At 50.3% G+C, this 17439-nt stretch carries 11 protein-coding genes and 1 pseudogene; 4 read left to right on the top strand and 8 right to left on the bottom strand.

Translation table 11 applies throughout. The annotated features are described in order from the left end of the window. Window positions 1–179: pseudogene (locus BGK46_RS17300) on the top strand (IS5/IS1182 family transposase); the annotation flags it as partial. 113 nt (window positions 180–292) lie between these two features. Here the strand turns inward: BGK46_RS17300 and acnB are convergent. After that, window positions 293–2890 carry a bifunctional aconitate hydratase 2/2-methylisocitrate dehydratase gene (gene acnB / locus BGK46_RS01075; protein WP_069586622.1) on the bottom strand — a complete coding sequence of 866 codons (2598 nt, stop codon included), beginning with the start codon at window positions 2888–2890 and terminating at the stop codon, window positions 293–295. 558 nt (window positions 2891–3448) lie between these two features. On the opposite strand from acnB, the gene BGK46_RS01070 reads away from it, so the two are divergent. Beyond that, a complete protein-coding gene (locus BGK46_RS01070) occupies window positions 3449–5362 on the top strand; it encodes a methyl-accepting chemotaxis protein (protein ID WP_069586621.1) in 1914 nt (637 codons plus the stop codon). 120 nt (window positions 5363–5482) lie between these two features. Here the strand turns inward: BGK46_RS01070 and lpdA are convergent, their stop codons facing one another. The 7 genes from lpdA to BGK46_RS01035 form a co-directional block, all read right to left on the bottom strand. Next, window positions 5483–6907, bottom strand: a complete 1425-nt coding sequence (gene lpdA / locus BGK46_RS01065; RefSeq protein ID WP_069586620.1) for a dihydrolipoyl dehydrogenase — start codon at window positions 6905–6907, stop codon at window positions 5483–5485. Between the two features lie 186 nt (window positions 6908–7093). Continuing rightward, window positions 7094–8974 (bottom strand): pyruvate dehydrogenase complex dihydrolipoyllysine-residue acetyltransferase, encoded by a 1881-nt coding sequence (aceF, locus tag BGK46_RS01060; RefSeq protein ID WP_069586619.1) that lies wholly within the window; start codon window positions 8972–8974, stop codon window positions 7094–7096. 12 nt (window positions 8975–8986) lie between these two features. After that, entirely contained in the window at window positions 8987–11653 is a 2667-nt protein-coding gene (gene aceE / locus BGK46_RS01055) for a pyruvate dehydrogenase (acetyl-transferring), homodimeric type (protein WP_069586618.1), read from the bottom strand. Between the two features lie 92 nt (window positions 11654–11745). Next, window positions 11746–12519, bottom strand: a complete 774-nt coding sequence (gene pdhR, locus BGK46_RS01050) for a pyruvate dehydrogenase complex transcriptional repressor PdhR (RefSeq protein ID WP_069586617.1) — start codon at window positions 12517–12519, stop codon at window positions 11746–11748. A gap of 280 nt (window positions 12520–12799) precedes the next feature. Then, window positions 12800–13354, bottom strand: a complete 555-nt coding sequence (gene ampD / locus BGK46_RS01045) for a 1,6-anhydro-N-acetylmuramyl-L-alanine amidase AmpD (RefSeq protein WP_069586616.1) — start codon at window positions 13352–13354, stop codon at window positions 12800–12802. A gap of 27 nt (window positions 13355–13381) precedes the next feature. Continuing rightward, window positions 13382–14686 carry a diguanylate cyclase domain-containing protein gene (locus tag BGK46_RS01040; protein ID WP_069586615.1) on the bottom strand — a complete coding sequence of 435 codons (1305 nt, stop codon included), beginning with the start codon at window positions 14684–14686 and terminating at the stop codon, window positions 13382–13384. After that, the gene (locus BGK46_RS01035) at window positions 14683–15675 is read right to left on the bottom strand and encodes an ABC transporter substrate-binding protein (protein ID WP_084781175.1); all 993 of its coding nucleotides are present in this window, start codon (window positions 15673–15675) and stop codon (window positions 14683–14685) included. Before BGK46_RS01035 ends, BGK46_RS01040 begins: the two co-directional genes overlap by 4 nt. 162 nt (window positions 15676–15837) lie before the next feature. Between BGK46_RS01035 and nadC the strand changes: the two genes are divergently transcribed. Next, a complete protein-coding gene (nadC, locus tag BGK46_RS01030) occupies window positions 15838–16746 on the top strand; it encodes a carboxylating nicotinate-nucleotide diphosphorylase (protein ID WP_069586614.1) in 909 nt (302 codons plus the stop codon). Window positions 16747–16994: 248 nt separating this feature from the next. After that, on the top strand, window positions 16995–17435 hold the full coding sequence (locus BGK46_RS17795; protein WP_069586613.1) for a pilin: 441 nt from the start codon (window positions 16995–16997) through the stop codon (window positions 17433–17435). Window positions 17436–17439 lie beyond the last annotated feature (4 nt).

Here is a 17439-nt window from a genome sequence, read left to right as displayed (position 1 = left end):
TCCGAGGGCTTGCAAATGTGCAAATGCAATGCTGGCTGGCGGCGGCTGCTCAAAACATCAAGAAGATAGCGTTAGTGGTGAGCTATCTAAGAAAATGTGGCTTTAACATGGCGGATATAAGGCAAATACTGGCTTCTATCCGCCAATTTAGGCGTTGGTCGGTAATGACCACTCTCTAACAAAAAATATCGCGATCGCGGCCTACGGCCGCTTATCAAAAAGAACCCCGCCTAAAAAGGCGGGGTTCGTCAGCAATCTGAAGCCCTCCGAAGAGGGCGTTGGATAAAGCCAGCTAGACCGCGGCTTTGATAATGACGTTATCCGCTTTTTGCGTGTATTCGTCCATACGGTGGAAGTTCAGATAGCGATAGGTATCTGCTGCTGTCGCATTAATGTGCTCGGCGTATTCGAGGTATTCCTCTTTGGTAGGAATACGTCCTAGGATCGCACCTACCGCCGAAAGCTCAGCTGAAGCAAGGTACACGTTGGCGCCGGTTCCCAAACGGTTTGGGAAGTTACGGGTCGAGGTCGACAATACGGTCGATTTCTCTGCCACACGTGCTTGGTTCCCCATACACAATGAACACCCTGGCGTTTCAATCCGCACCCCAGCACGGCCATAAATACCGTAATAGCCTTCTGCTGTTAGCTGATCTCTATCCATCTTCGTCGGTGGTGCCACCCACATACGGGTCGATAAACTGCCACCGAATTTATCCAACAGTTTACCGGCCGCACGGAAGTGACCGATGTTGGTCATACAACTACCGATAAAGACTTCATCGACGCTATCGCCAGCAACATCCGACAAGGTGCGGGCATCATCTGGGTCGTTCGGCGCACACAGAATCGGCTCTTTGATGTCTGCCAGATCGATTTCGAGCACATGCGCGTACTCGGCATCTTTATCGGCTTCCATCAAACTTGGATTAGCCAGCCATTGCTCCATCGCTTGGATACGACGCTCGATAGTACGACGGTCGCCATAGCCTTCGGCGATCATCCACTTCAACATCACAATGTTCGACTCAAGGTACTCTGCCACCGAGTCTTGTGACAGCTTGACCGTACAGCCAGCCGCTGAACGCTCTGCGGATGCATCCGACAGCTCAAAGGCTTGCTCAACGGTCAGGTGCTCCACCCCTTCAATTTCCAATACACGGCCTGAGAATTCGTTGATCTTGCCGGATTTCTCAACCGTCAGGAGACCTTGCTTAATACCAAAATATGGAATGGCATGTACCAAGTCACGTAAGGTGACCCCAGGCTGCATTTCACCTTTAAAGCGCACCAGAACTGACTCTGGCATATCCAGTGGCATCACGCCGGTCGCGGCCGCAAAGGCGACCAGACCTGAACCGGCAGGGAACGAAATACCCAGCGGGAAACGCGTGTGTGAATCACCGCCAGTCCCCACGGTATCGGGCAGCAGCATTCGGTTTAGCCATGAGTGGATAACACCATCACCCGGACGCAATGACACACCACCACGGTTCATAATGAAGTCCGGCAGTGTGTGGTGGGTTTCGACATCCACAGGCTTTGGATAAGCGGATGTGTGGCAGAATGACTGCATAGTGAGATCGGCGGTGAAGCCAAGACACGCTAAATCTTTTAACTCATCACGCGTCATCGGACCCGTGGTATCTTGTGAACCCACAGTGGTCATTTTTGGCTCGCAATAGGTACCAGGGCGGACACCCTCGACACCACAGGCTTTACCGACCATTTTCTGTGCCAACGTAAACCCTTTGGTAGAGTCCGCAACAGGACGCGGACGACGGAATACGTCCGAAGGCTCAAGGCCTAAACTCTCACGCGCTTTATCGGTCAGACCACGACCGATGATGAGAGGGATACGCCCCCCGGCACGCACTTCATCGTATAAGATATCGGTTTTCAGTTGGAAGGTAGACAGAACCTCATCGGTGCCATGCTTGCATACCTTGCCGTCGGCCGGATACAAGTCAATCACATCGCCCATATTGAGCTTGCTAACATCCAGCTCAATCGGCAAGGCACCCGCATCTTCCATGGTATTGAAGAAAATCGGCGCGATTTTTCCGCCTAAACAAAAACCCCCAAAGCGCTTGTTCGGCACATTAGGAATGTCTTTGCCCATAAACCACAGCACAGAGTTGGTCGCTGATTTACGTGACGAACCCGTACCGACCACATCACCCACGTAAACCAGTGGATGACCTTTTTCTTCCAGCGCTTTCATTTGCGAAATCGGACCAATCTCACCGGGCTTATCCGGCTGAATGCCCTCGCGCTCGTTCTTTAACATGGCCAGTGCGTGGAGAGGAATATCAGGACGCGACCAAGCATCGGGGGCTGGCGATAAGTCATCGGTGTTGGTTTCACCCGATACTTTGAACACCGTCAGCGTCACTTTTTCAGGGATTTGCGGCTTGTTTAAGAACCACTCGGCGTTAGCCCAAGATTCCATCACTTGCTTGGCGTAGGTATTCCCTGCTTTCATTTTATCTTCAACGTCATAAAACGCGTCGAACATCAGCAGAGTATGAGACAAGGCCTTTGCCGCAATCGGTGCCAACGTGGCATCATCAAGCAGTGCAATCAGCGGTTCGATGTTATAACCGCCTTGCATGGTCCCTAACAGCTCAGTCGCGCGTTCACGACTAATGAGCGGAGAGCTTGCTTCTCCCTTCGCAAGCGCGGCAAGAAAGCCGGCTTTTACATAAGCCGCTTCGTCCACGCCGGGCGGAATTCGATTTTCAAGTAGGTAGACCAGTGTTTCTTCTTCGCCAGCGGGCGGGTTTTTCAACAGTTCTATCAGACTGGCGGTTTGCTCAGCGTTCAGCGGTTTAGGCACAATGCCCTGAGCGGCACGTTCTTCGACGTGTTTACGGTAGGCTTCAAGCACGACTATTTCCTCTTTTCTCGGTCAGATCGTGTGATCCAACATCCTTGGAAAGTGTTAGTACTCGTATCACGCTTATCCGGCGAAGTTTATTAAAATTTTCCAGCAAGACGAGGGTTCGAGCACGTAACCGCTGCGTGAGGATAGCATTTTTAACTTAAAATTAAAATCTACCCCTTTTATGAAACATACGACTTAGGTCTTAGTGACGCAGCGCGCTAATCCCTATTCTTCTCACACTAGTCACAGCATGTGTCGCGGTTGTGACTGATTCTACACCGCTTTTTTCCACGACGCAGTAATCAGTCTGTTATCAAGTTCACAGCTTCACATCCGCAGTAGAGAGGTATTATTCCCCTTTGCTGTTGAAACTGCGCACTAGGTGTTATTTTTATCAATAAAACCGACGGGTTCCGTTAAGTTTGTGGGGTTCTCGCCGATACGTCGTTAACCATTCACACACTTCTGCTAACTTAGACATTAGTACCATAAAAATATCTCAGTCTTTGTCACCCTATTGCGTGGCAGACTCTGTATTCATTGACTTGTAGAGAGAAGGGCATGAAGCTAAACCAACTCACTATTAAACAAAAACTCATCTTGGCCTTTGTGTCAGCCGTTATCGCCTCCACAGCGATTATCAGCTACATGAGCTTAAGCCAAGCTCGAGATATTATGGAAAAGCGGCTGTTGGAGAACGAGCTGCCAACCACCCTCACCCAATTTCGCGATACGATTGATAGTGAAGTAAACCAGCTACAATCCGCCGCACGCCAGTTAGCCTCAAACCCTGTGATGCTCGATATGATCAGTAGCGACATGAGTGCCAGTGAAGAAGCGCGTGTCATCGAGCAACTCAATATTTTGCGAGCACAATATGGTCTGAATGACGCCAGTATTGCGAACCGTAAGACGGGGCAATACTGGAATCAGAATGGCTTCTTGCGGGTCCTGACCCGCGATAAAGACGGGTGGTTCTATAACTTCCTAGACAGTGGCAATGCCACCATGGCGCAAGTGTTCCAAGAGGATAACGGGGATCTCAAACTGTTCGTGAACTTCCAGCAACTTAACGGGACAGGCCTCGCTGGGTTTTCACGCTCACTGGATGACATGACGCAATTTCTGAATCAATTCAAGATTGAGCAATCCGGCTTTGTTTTTCTCGTCAATGCACAGGGCGAAGTGCAGCTCCATCGCGACACCAGCCTAATGGGAGAGAAAAACCTTACCGACTTATATGGTGCCCAAGCACGTAGCCTTCTCAATAAGGGTGACTTCAATTTACTCGACACCCAAGTCAATGGTGATGAACTTTTACTCGCATCTAGCTATGTGCCTTCCATGGATTGGTTTGTGATCGCAGACGTCCCAGCAGACGAAGTCTATGCCCCGCTGAATCAAACGCGCAACCAAATTTTAATGGTCTCTGTCGTCGTCGGGCTCTTGTTCGTTGTCGTCGCCATCTGGCTTGCCGCAACCATTACCAAGCCTATCCAATATGTCGCCAATGTATTCCGTGAAATAGGTGAAGGCGAAGGCGATCTGCGCCAACGTGTGGACATCAACAGCCAAGATGAAATTGGCCAACTCGCATCTGGTTTCAATAGCTTTGTGGAAAAAATCCACCGCTTAGTCTCAGATGTAGCCGCCACGGGGGGTGAGCTAAGAAGCGCCGCCGAACAGGTCTCAGCACAAGCCAGCGCCACGCAATCGCAAAGTGAACATCAGCGAGATCGTACCGTTCAGGTGGTGACCGCGATTAACGAGATGGGTGCTACCGTCAATGAGATTGCTGGGAATGCGGCCAATGCCGCCAGCGCTGCGAATCAAGCCTCTGATGGCGCAGCCAGTGGCCAACAGGTCGTCACCCAAGCGCGAGATACCATTGCACGCCTAGCCGATGACATGGAGAACATGTCCAAGGTCGTCAGTGCACTAGCAGAGAATACTGACTCGATTGGCGGCATTTTGGATGTGATCCGCGGTATCTCCGAGCAAACGAATTTACTGGCACTCAATGCGGCGATTGAAGCGGCACGAGCGGGCGAACAAGGGCGCGGATTTGCGGTTGTTGCCGACGAGGTGCGCAGCTTGGCAAGTCGCACATCTGACTCTACCGATGAAATCCAAACCATGATCGATCGCCTCCAACAAGAAGCGAGCAATGCCGTGCAAGCCATGGAGCAAAGCCGAGCGATGACGGCCGAAGGGGTCAATGCTTCCGACGAGGCGTCACAAGCACTCAATTTGATCAACGAGCAAATTGTCCAGATCTCGGATATGAACACCCAAGTGGCAACGGCTACCGAGGAGCAGTCCACCGTGGTGAATGACATTAATCAAAATATTGAAGAGATTAATCACAGCTCGCAGCAAACCGCTGATACCGCCAACACCATGGCAGAAGCCAGTGAGTCACTACGTGATCTTTCTAAACGTCTTGATACCTTGGTTGGGAGCTTTAAGCTTTAAACGCTATCTTCTGACGCACGAAGCGGGCTTTGGCCCGCTTTTTTATTCTTAAGCGGTACCTAACAGATATAAAAAAGCCCCGCATGGCGGGGCTTAATCAGAAAACGATAAACACGCGGTTTATTTCTTTTTCTTTGCTTTTGGATTTGGCAGGTCAGTGATTGAGCCTTCAAACACTTCTGCGGCAAGACCAACAGACTCATGCAAGGTTGGGTGAGCGTGTACTGTCAATGCGACATCTTCGGCATCACAACCCATCTCGATAGCAAGGCCAATCTCGCCTAACAGTTCACCACCGTTAGTACCAACAACCGCACCACCGATCACGCGATGAGTGTCTTTATCGAAGATCATCTTAGTCATACCGTCGGCACAATCAGACGCGATCGCACGACCAGACGCTGCCCATGGGAAGGTAGCCACTTCGTAGTTAATGCCCTCTTCCTTACACTCTTTCTCGGTCTTACCGACCCATGCCACTTCTGGCTCAGTGTAAGCGATTGATGGGATCACTTTAGGATCGAAGTAGTGCTTCTTACCAGCAATGACTTCTGCGGCAACGTGACCTTCATGCACACCTTTATGCGCAAGCATTGGCTGACCAACGATATCGCCAATCGCATAGATATGTGGCACGTTAGTACGCATTTGCTTATCAACACGGATAAAGCCACGGTCATCAACTTCAACGCCCGCTTGACCAGCGTCAAGTAGCTTACCGTTTGGTGTACGGCCGATAGCAACCAGAACGGCATCATAGCGTACAGGCTCTGCTGGCGCTTTTTTGCCTTCCATGGTGACGTAGATGCCGTCTTCTTTGGCTTCTACCGCGGTCACCTTGGTTTCTAGCATCAGGTTAAATTTCTTGCTGATACGCTTGGTGAAGACCTTCACCACGTCTTTATCCGCAGCAGGGATCACTTGATCGAACATTTCAACAACGTCGATTTGTGAACCTAGCGAGTGATAAACCGTACCCATTTCTAGACCGATGATACCACCGCCCATTACCAGCAGTTTCTCTGGTACTTCTTTGAGCTCAAGCGCGTCCGTTGAGTCCCAGATACGTGGATCTTCATGCGGGATAAATGGCAGTTCGATTGGACGAGAGCCCGCCGCAATAATGGCATTATCAAAATTGATAGTGGTGGTTTCATCACCTTCAACCACTAGGGTGTTCGCGCCAGTGAAACGGCCTTTACCGTTAACAACAGTCACTTTACGCTGCTTGGCCATGCCACCCAGACCACCGGTCAGTTGACCGATAACCTTATCTTTCCAAGTGCGAATTTTATCGATATCGGTTTGTGGCTCGCCGAAAACCACACCGTGATCCGCCATGGCTTTGGCTTCTTCGATCACTTTGGCAACGTGAAGTAGGGCTTTAGAAGGGATACAACCAACGTTTAGACATACACCACCTAGGGTGTTGTAACGTTCAACCAATACTGTTTCCAAACCTAGGTCGGCACAGCGGAAGGCGGCGGAGTATCCAGCAGGACCAGCGCCAAGGACGACGACTTGCGCTTTGATTTCTTTACTCATTCTGACCTCGTTGTAGTCTTATTCCCTGACAGGCTAAGAGCGGTAATTTTTTATTGTTGTGGGAGTTTGGAAGCCACAGTTTACAGCCATGTTAATGGGCTGAAAAATAAAAACCCATAGCCTGTGAGCTGCACAACAATTCCCAACCGGCCCGTAACGGGCCGGAGGGTGTTGTCGGTGACGCGATTACAGTACCAAACGGCGGATGTCTGACAACAAGCCGTTGAGGTAAGTAATAAAGCGCGCGCCTTCGGCACCGTCAATCACACGGTGATCGTAAGACAGAGACAATGGCAGCATTAGGCGAGGTTCAAAGTCCTTACCGTTCCATACTGGTTTCATTTCTGACTTAGACACACCCAAGATAGACACTTCTGGTGCATTGACGATTGGCGTAAATGCCGTACCGCCCAGGCCACCTAGGCTCGAGATGGTAAAGCAACCACCCTGCATATCAGAGGCAGTGAGTTTGCCTGCACGAGCTTTCTTAGAAACCGCCATCAGCTCTTCAGATAACTCGTAGATGCCTTTTTTGTTCACGTCTTTGAACACAGGCACAACCAGACCGTTTGGCGTGTCAACCGCGATACCGATGTTGACATACTTCTTCAGGATCAGGCTTTCACCGTCTTCAGATAGCGATGAGTTGAAAGAAGGGAAAGCTTCTAGCGCTTTCGCAGCCGCTTTCATGATGAACACCAATGGGGTGATCTTCATGCCAGACTCTTTCTTCTTCTCGATCGCATTTTGTTCTTTACGGAACGCTTCCACTTCAGTGATATCAGCGTTGTCCCACTGCGTCACGTGCGGGATCATTACCCAGTTACGTGCTAGGTTCGCACCAGAGATTTTCTTAATGCGAGACAGTGGTTTGACTTCGGTTTCACCGAATTTGCTGAAGTCCACTTTTGGCCAAGGGAGCAGACCCAGTGCGCTACCGTCGCCTGAACCCGATGCTGCACCCGATTCAAGGCGTTTCAGCGCTTCTTTTACAAAGCTCTGAACGTCTTCTTTCAGTACGCGTCCTTTACGGCCGCTACCTTTTACCTTCGCAAGGTTCACGCCAAATTCACGGGCCAGACGACGAACAACAGGAGACGCATGCGCGTATTCTTTGTTCTCTACAAACTCGTCTTTGCCAGCGTCAGCTTTAGCCGCTGGGGCGTCAGCTTTGGCTGCAGGCGCTGGTGCCGCCTTTTCAGCAGCAGGTGCCGCTGCAGGTGCAGGCGCTGCTGGTGCGCTACCGGCAACTTCGAAGACCATGATCAACGAGCCCGTCGAGACTTTATCGCCCGCGGCCACTTTGATTTCTTTCACTGTACCCGCAAACGGTGCAGGGACTTCCATTGACGCTTTGTCGCCTTCAACGGTGATCAGTGACTGCTCTTCTTCAATGGTGTCGCCTACCGCCACCATGATCTCGGTAACTTCAACTTCATCGCCACCGATATCAGGAACGTGAACGTCTTTAGCTTGTGCTGCTGCAGGCGCTGCTGGTGCCTCGGCAGCTGCAGGCGCTTGCGCTGGCGCGCTGCCACCCACTTCGAACATCATGATCAGTGAGCCAGTTGACACCTTGTCACCCGCCGCGATCTTGATTTCTTTAACGGTACCCGCAAACGGTGCAGGCACTTCCATTGAGGCTTTATCGCCTTCAACAGTAATCAGTGACTGCTCTTCTTCAATGGTATCGCCAACCGCAACCATGATCTCGGTAACTTCGACTTCGTCACCACCGATATCAGGCACGTGTACTTCTTTGATTTCTGACGCAGCCGCTGGTGCAGCAGGGGCGGCTGGCGCCGCCTCTTGAGCTGGTGCGCTTTGCGCTGGCGCATCGGCTTCGAAGATCATAATCAAAGAGCCAGTGGTCACTTTGTCACCCTCAGCAATTTTGATTTCCTTGACCACGCCCGCTTGTGATGCAGGCACTTCCATGGATGCTTTATCACCTTCAACGGTGATTAACGACTGTTCTTCTTCGACCTTGTCGCCAACGCTAACAAGGATCTCAGTCACTTCTACTTCATCAGCACCGATGTCAGGTACATTAATCTCGATTGACATTATTTCAGCCTCTTACGCGAACAGCGGGTTTACTTTGTTGGTATCGATGTCGAATTTCTTGATAGCGTCCGCTACCAGTTTCTTGTCAACATCGCCACGCTTAGCCAGCTCGTTAAGCGCCGCAACAACCACATAGCCTGCGTTCACTTCGAAGTGACGACGTAGGTTTTCGCGGCTGTCAGAACGACCAAAGCCGTCAGTACCCAGAACTTTGTAAGATTCCGCTGGGATAAACGCGCGAACTTGGTCAGCGTAGTTCTTCATGTAGTCAGTCGCAGCAATCGCAGGCTCAGTTCCCATTACAGTTTGGATGTAAGGAACTTGTGCGTCTGCATCTGGGTGCAACATGTTGAAGCGATCTGCATCTTGGCCGTCACGTGCCAGCTCGTTGAACGAGGTCACGCTGTATACGTCAGACGCTACACCGTACTCATCGCTAAGCAGTTTCGCCGCTTTGCGCACTTCAGTCATGATGGTGCCAGAGCCCATTAGCTGAACTTTCGCTTTGTCGCCCGTATAGGTTTCTAGCTTGTAGATACCTTTACGGATACCTTCTTCCGCACCCTCAGGCATGGCCGGCTGATGATAGTTTTCGTTCATCAGCGTCAGGTAGTAGTAGATGTTTTCTTGGTCAGGACCGTACATGCGACGGATACCGTCTTGCATGATCACCGCCACTTCGTACGCGAAGGTTGGGTCGTAAGAAACACAGTTAGGTACAGTGCTCGCCAGAATATGGCTGTGACCGTCTTCGTGCTGCAGACCTTCACCGTTCAGGGTAGTACGACCGGCAGTTGCACCCAATAGGAAACCACGTGCTTGTTGGTCACCTGCCATCCACGCCATGTCGCCAACACGTTGGAAGCCGAACATTGAGTAGTAGATGTAGAATGGGATCATTGGCAGATCGTTGGTGCTGTAAGAGGTCGCCGCCGCTACCCACGATGACATCGCGCCTAGCTCGTTGATCCCTTCTTGCAGTACTTGACCGCCTTGGTCTTCTTTGTAGTAAGACACCACACCACGGTCTTCAGGGGTATAAGTCTGACCATGTGGGTTGTAGATACCGACTTGACGGAACAGACCTTCCATACCGAAAGTACGCGCTTCGTCAGCAATGATAGGTACAATGTTTTTGCCGATGTTTTTGTCTTTCAGCAATACATTCAAAGAGCGTACAAAGGCCATGGTGGTGGAGATATCACGCTTCTGCTCAGACAGCAGGGCTGAGAAATCATCCAGTTTTGGCAGTGTTAGCTCTTTAGTAAAGTTAGGCAGACGTTGCGGGGTGTAACCGTGCAGCGCTTTACGGCGCGCGTGCAGGTACTCATACTCCGCTGAACCTTCTTCCAACTGTAGGTAAGGCAGGTTTTGTACGTCTTCATCAGACAGCAAGTCTTGCAGGCCAAGACGATCACGCATGGCAATGACGTGGGTCATGTCCATTTTCTTCACTTGGTGCGCGATGTTCTTACCTTCTGCCGCTTCACCCATGCCGTAACCTTTAACGGTTTTCGCTAGGATAACGGTTGGACGATCATTGCACTCTTGTGCCGCTTTGAACGCAGCAAACAGTTTTGATGGCTCATGACCACCACGCTTCAGTGCAAAGATTTCTTCGTCGGTCATATCAGCAACCAAAGCAGCTGTTTCTGGATACTTACCGAAGAAGTGTTCACGCACGTAGGCGCCATCTTTTGATTTGAAGGTTTGGTAATCGCCGTCGATGGTTTCGTTCATCAACTGCAGCAGTTTACCTGAGGTATCTTTCGCCAGCAGTTTATCCCAGCCAGAACCCCAAACCACTTTGATCACGTTCCAGCCAGCACCTTTGAATAGGCCTTCTAGCTCTTGGATGATTTTACCGTTACCCATTACAGGGCCATCAAGGCGCTGCAGGTTACAGTTGATCAGGAAGCATAGGTTATCCAGTTTTTCACGGGCCGCAAACGACAGCGCACCACGTGATTCTGGCTCATCCATCTCACCATCACCCAGGAACGCATAAACGCGTTGCTCTGAGGTGTCTTTCAGACCGCGACCGTTCAGATACTTGAGGAAACGCGCTTGGTAGATAGACGCAATAGGACCCAGACCCATAGAAACGGTAGGGAATTGCCAGAATTCAGGCATCAGTTTCGGGTGTGGGTAAGAAGAAATACCTTTACCGTCTACTTCTTGGCGGAAGTTGTCGAGCTGCTCAGCAGTGAGACGACCTTCAACAAACGCACGCGCGTAGATACCTGGAGAGATGTGACCTTGATAATACACCAAATCGCCGCCGTCTTTTTCATTCGGCGCACGGAAGAAGTGGTTGAAACAGGTCTCGTAGAAAGCAGCCGATGACTGGAATGATGCCATGTGGCCACCCAGCTCTAAATCTTTCTTGGACGCACGCAACACGATCATGATTGCGTTCCAACGAATGATAGAACGGATACGACGTTCCAGATTCACATCACCTGGGTAAGCAGGTTCTTGATCGGCAGGAATGGTATTTACATAGTTGGTGGTCACGCCAGTTGGCATGTCAACACCGTCTAAACGTGCTTGTCCCAGTACTTGCTCCAGAAGGAACTGGGCACGTTCTACACCTTCTTCACGAACGACTGACTCGAGGGCTTGTAGCCACTCTTGAGTCTCAAGTGCGTCCACGTCATGTTTCATGACTTCAGACATGGCGATCTATCCTTTCGTTGATTGACTCATACAAAACAAACGTTGTCGCAGCTGGAGACACCGCTTGCCCTTTCTTTTGGGCGAATCCGGTATTACTCCAACTCGTCCTTGCGTTGTTGAATTCGACGCAGAGACCGTTCTCGACGGCTTTCTTCACGGCCAAGATCCAACAGAGTTTCCTCAATGTAAGCTAAGTGTGCATGTGACGCCTGTCTGGCTTTTTCTGGTTCGCCAGCAGTGATCGCATCCACGATCTCAGCCCGGTGTCGGCTGACGTTTTCCACCGTTTCTTGGCGGCGGTAAAGTAGCTCAAAGTTTTGCAGAATATTCTGCTCCAGCAGCGGCGCAAGACTGCGCATAATATAAAGCAGCACCACATTGTGTGCCGCTTCCGTTACTGCAACTAAATACTGCATGACAGCCGAGGCTTCTGCCTCTAAGTCCCCTTGTTGCTGCGCATGACGAATTGCATCATGGCAGTCACATATCCGCTTGAAGTCTTCTTTCGTGCCGCGGAGGGCGGCAAAGTAAGAAGAGATGCCTTCCAGCGCATGACGTGACTCCAGCAAATCAAGTTGGGTTTCAGGATGGTCCGCCAATAACTCTAGCAGGGGTTCAGAGAATCGCTGCCACAGTCGTTCACTGACAAAAGTGCCGCCACCTTGTTTACGCGTCAGCAACTTTTTAGCTTCAAGTCGCTGGATCGCTTCACGCACTGACGGACGCGACACATCAAATTGTTTTGCCAACTCCCGCTCAGGCGGTAACTTCTGGCCCGGCGATAAAGTGCCTTCCAGAATTAAACCTTCGAGCTCTTTCTCGATAACATCTGAGAGTTTGGGTTGACGAATTCTTTGATATGCCATTGTTTTTGTTGACCATCCGTCTTAGCAGCTTTCACTGCCTTCGACAGAAACTGACTGGTTGTCAATTGGTAATACCAATTTTTTATAATCCTTTAAAGTTACCAGACAGCAGATATTGTGTCCACCAGAAGTTTGATTGACATCATGGAAACGACTGTATCTTTAAGGTGACAGTCGGCACACTCTGGCTCGCAAAAATTGGTCTGACCAATAAACACTTTATTAACAAGCCGCCTTTTTACAACCCCACGAGCCTCAACAAGCGCGTGATGCCGCCACACTATTTGGCGATCAGCGAATTATAGTAGGGCCAATCAAATGCAGGGCCCGGATCGGTTTTTCTCCCCGGCGCAATATGTTCATGGCCGGTAATGCGATCACAGGTAATGGCTGGATAATACTGCATCAGCGTACGGGTGATCGTCGCTAAAGCTTGGTACTGCGGATCGGTATAAGGTAGGTCATCCGTGCCCTCGAGCTCGATACCGATCGAAAAGTCATTGCATTGCTCGCGTCCATCAAAACACGAAGCGCCAGCATGCCACGCACGCTCGTTGAATGGTACAAACTGGATCACACTTCCATCTCGTCGGATCAGTAGGTGCGCGGAGACGCGAAGACCGGCGATCTCGGCAAAATAAGGGTGCTTACTCGCGTCGAGCTGACCTTGAAAAAACTGTTCGATATAGGGGCCATCAAACTGTCCTGGCGGGAGGCTAATATTGTGGATGACCAGTAAGGAAATCTCTTCCCCATCGGGTCGTTGATTGTAGTGGGGAGATGGGCAAGCGCGCGCGCCCACCAGCCAATGATCATTGATGTTTGAAAAAGACATGCCGCTATCCATGGTTGGACTGGACGATTACTCTATCTCGCGGGTGTTCAGATTGGAATAGAAGCAGCAACCCGCGCTTGGGTTCGCTTTAGCATGATACATGGCTGAATCAGCTTGATTCATCAATTGTTGCAATTCCAGTCCATCGGTTGGGAAACAGCTCACCCCGATACTCAGAGAAAGCTCCAGCTCTGCACCATTGGTCACCATTGGCGCGCGCATTTCTTGGATAATACGCTCAATCACCTCTTGCAGTGCCTGTTTATCCGCCAATAAATCGAGCCAAACAATAAACTCATCCCCACCTAAACGTCCGACTAAATCCGAACGTCGCACCGCAAGCTTTAACCGCTGGCTAACGACTTTTAGCAATTCATCCCCCACCCCGTGACCATAGGTATCGTTCACTTCTTTAAATCGGTTTACATCGATAAACAGCAACGCGGCTTTGGTTTGCGCGCGTGAAGCACGCATCAAGGCAACCTCCACATGTGACTCAAACGCACGGCGATTAAACAGTCGAGTGAGTTCATCATGCTCGGCTAAGTACATTAGCTGCTGCTGTTGCTCTCGCAGTTGCTGAGTTTGTTGGGCAATCTCTTCGGCAAGCTGTTCTTTGCGCACCATAGTATTTTTCAACGTACGCTTCATCTCGTTAACGTGGGCGGCAAGATCAGACATTTCATCAGAAGTGTCGAGTGAGAGCTGAGTGGTTAAATCCCCTTGCTTGATTTTCGCCACATCGTCATGCAGCTCCTCAAGCCGCTGAAAGAAACGCCGCCGTGTATTGGTGGCTAATGCGGTCACTAACAACGCCAATAAGATCAGCACCCCGCCATGGAGGAGAAGCAAGGCTTTTTGTTGCTGCCCAGCAGAGTGCATCGCTTCTTGACGCATGGAGAAGGCCGCCTCACTCATGGTTTGTAGTAGCATGTTATAGCGAGAAAACACCATCAATCGCGCACTTTCCGTGGTATTGATATCGCTCTGACGCCGTGCCGATAACACTAATAAAGTGTCAATACTTTGTGCCGCTTGGCGAATCGCTTGGAGCGGCTGGATCGGCAATTCACGATTTTTTTCACGAAGGCGTTGCAGCAAGGTTTGGTTGGCATGATACGCATCTTGGCGTGTTTCCGCGCTATGGTACTGTTGATATAACCAAAGCCTTCCCCGCACCGCATCAATTTGTGAATGCAAAGAAACAATGGCATCAAGACGATGTTGGACCTGCGTTTGTTTATAAAACAACTCTACGGTGATAAGTAAGGTGATCATGGTGAGCGCAGCACAGGCGTACACAACGACACTTAACTGTTGTCCTATCTTCATTTTAATAAGCTCGCCTTATGCGTCGCCTCCGTTAAAGGACCAGGATTTAGCAAACGACGAAAGCCCGGTTCCGTCCCTGCCACTAGCCCGGCTTCTCGTGCCCACATAGCTTGATTTTTTAAGCTCAGGAGTAAAGCGTCGCTCAAGGAAAGCCGAAAAAGATAGTCTTGCCAAAGCCATGCCAGCTGGTTGTCGGGCATTGACAAGTAGTCGGCCACGACTGTCTTTGATTCATCGGGATGGAGATGAATATAGTCAATCGCATCATTCAGCCCTGCAATCACCTGACGCATACGCTGGTGTTGATGAATGTTTAACGGGCTTCGGCTCGCTAGTAAAAAAGAGAGGTTGTGCAGCCCCTTACTGTTAAATTGCGATACGCGCTGTTGCGCCTCTTGCATCACTTGATAGCCATAAGGCTCCCAAATTGAAATCGCATCGACTTCTCCACGCAATAACGCGCCGGGGAGTTGGTCTGGGGAATAGTAGGCTTTTCTTATCGGCAACTCAGACAGACCATTCAGATTGAGCATTAAGTCTAAGAAGAACTCACTGGCGCTCGATTGCACTACGCCAATACGCGCATTCGCCAGCACATCGAGCGATTGGTGAATCGGCAACGTCAATGACCAGAGTTTGACGTCGTTATTGGACTCTACAAAACTGGCGAGGATATTAAAGTCATCACGTTGAAAGCTATTAAACATCGCGACGGTTTCCGACACCGTCGCGAGATCGGCCTCTCCCGCCATCAGCGTATTAAAACTTTTTACCCCACCATGAACCGGTAAAAGGCTAACATTCACACCGTGGCTGGCAAAAAAACCCTGTTTCTTCGCGATGATAATGGGTGCGGCAAGCGGTGTGAGCGATACTGCAATCGTCACGGTCGGACTGCTGTTGTTGACAGGCGCACGCACTCCTTGCCACGCCCAATACCCCAGTATCGCGATGGCTAACATGGCACATAATGCAAATAGTCGTTTCATTGTTGCGCCTCATAAGTGTGTGCTGACACCAAGTATAGTCAAGATTTAGACAGGCCATGCACAAAAAACAAGGCGATAAAAAAGTTTACCGCTGCAGTGGCTGCATTTCATCACCAGTGAGGTTATCATTTCGGCAACTTTTGACTGCACCAGTGAGCCAAGATGACGTCGACAACTTCTCCATTTCGCGCGGTACACGATAGCGATAGCCGCTTTGCTTATCTCACCTCGCACCTTGATGCGGACGTAAAACGTCTAGTTTCTGAGACACTTCGAGAAGACTTGGGAGGAGAGATTGATCCCAGTCAGGACATTACCGCAAGCTTGATCCCTGCCGACTCGGTCTCTACCGCTATTTTAATCACTCGAGAAGCTGGGGTATTTTGTGGTCAGGCGTTTGCCGATGAGGTATTTCGTCAACTCGGCGGGGCCGTGTCGCTCACTTGGCATGTCAAAGATGGCGACACAGTGACACCAAATCAAACTTTGTGCACCCTGCACGGCCCCTCGCGGATTATTTTGACCGGCGAGCGCAATGCGATGAATTTTATTCAAACGCTATCCGGTTGTGCGAGCAAGGTGGCGACTTATGTGGCGGCGCTTAATGGCACGCACACCCAATTACTCGACACCCGCAAAACCATTCCGGGAATGCGGAGTGCGTTGAAGTACGCGGTCGCGTGTGGTGGCGGCCATAATCATCGGATTGGGGTGTTCGATGCATATTTGATTAAAGAAAATCATATTCTTGCCTGTGGGGGCATTGCCAATGCCGTGCAAGAAGCCCGTCGCCTTAACCCCGATAAGCCAGTGGAAGTAGAAACAGAAACCTTGGCCGAGCTGCAACAAGCCATTGATGCAGGGGCCGATGTGGTGATGCTGGATAACTTTACCATTCCCATGATGCGTGAAGCGGTTGCGCTCAACCAAGGCCGTGTCGCCCTCGAAGTATCTGGAAACGTCACCTTGGACACCCTCGCCGACTATGCCGCCACAGGCGTCGATTATATTTCCGTGGGCGCGCTGACTAAGCATGTTACCGCGCTCGATTTATCCATGCGCTTTCAGTAATCCACCTGTTCGCAAGATAATGAGGCCGCCTCTTACCCGCGGCCTTTTTTATAACAATTCTGTGACAAAAAATTTGTCGTCTGTCGAACACTGCAACAGAAAAAACCCACTGTTACATCAAGGTTTTATCCTTGACTCTCAAACTCATGTTTCCCCTCTTTTCTGCGCCACACACGAGCGTAAAGTGCTGGCACTGATTGTTGCCCACTCACTTTGCGGCAACTCATGATTACGAGGAGAGAAATAGGATGAAAAAGCAACAAGGGTTTAGCTTGATTGAGTTACTGATCGTCGTCGGTATTATCGCAGCGCTGTCTGCCATCGCTGTTCCCGCTTATGTTAATAAACAGAAAATTGCCGAATTTAACTCAGGGTTAGCATCAGGCCGTGCTCTCCTTACACGACTAGATCTTTATTTGGATGAAAATAGTGGCTCTTCAGCGAGTGACTTTAAAGCAGCCTTAGGTGACGCAGCGAATCTCGGAGAGCTGGCAACAGTCAACGTCTCAGGAGCTAGTGGAGAAGGCGAAGATGCCACATCGACAGAGCTTACAGTAACGTTTACTCAAAATAGTTCTATTAACGGAACAGTAATTACCTTTGAGAAAAGCGACCTTGCTTGGGTATGTAAATACTCAACGAGCGAAGCTTTCGAAGCTGGTGATATTAAAGGATGTAAAAAAGCATAAGTAG

Source organism: Salinivibrio sp. SS2, from assembly GCF_001722075.1.
GTDB lineage: Bacteria > Pseudomonadota > Gammaproteobacteria > Enterobacterales > Vibrionaceae > Salinivibrio > Salinivibrio proteolyticus.
This window is presented reverse-complemented; position numbering and strand designations above follow the sequence as displayed.

Coding starts and splice junctions, on each gene's coding strand:
- nadC (WP_069586614.1), top strand. CDS start 15,838: ATGACGTCGACAACTTCTCCATTTCGCGCGGTACACGATAGCGATAGC.
- lpdA (WP_069586620.1), bottom strand. CDS start 6,907: ATGAGTAAAGAAATCAAAGCGCAAGTCGTCGTCCTTGGCGCTGGTCCT.
- ampD (WP_069586616.1), bottom strand. CDS start 13,354: ATGTCTTTTTCAAACATCAATGATCATTGGCTGGTGGGCGCGCGCGCT.
- aceE (WP_069586618.1), bottom strand. CDS start 11,653: ATGTCTGAAGTCATGAAACATGACGTGGACGCACTTGAGACTCAAGAG.
- BGK46_RS01070 (WP_069586621.1), top strand. CDS start 3,449: ATGAAGCTAAACCAACTCACTATTAAACAAAAACTCATCTTGGCCTTT.
- BGK46_RS01040 (WP_069586615.1), bottom strand. CDS start 14,686: ATGAAGATAGGACAACAGTTAAGTGTCGTTGTGTACGCCTGTGCTGCG.
- BGK46_RS17795 (WP_069586613.1), top strand. CDS start 16,995: ATGAAAAAGCAACAAGGGTTTAGCTTGATTGAGTTACTGATCGTCGTC.
- pdhR (WP_069586617.1), bottom strand. CDS start 12,519: ATGGCATATCAAAGAATTCGTCAACCCAAACTCTCAGATGTTATCGAG.
- aceF (WP_069586619.1), bottom strand. CDS start 8,974: ATGTCAATCGAGATTAATGTACCTGACATCGGTGCTGATGAAGTAGAA.
- BGK46_RS01035 (WP_084781175.1), bottom strand. CDS start 15,675: ATGAAACGACTATTTGCATTATGTGCCATGTTAGCCATCGCGATACTG.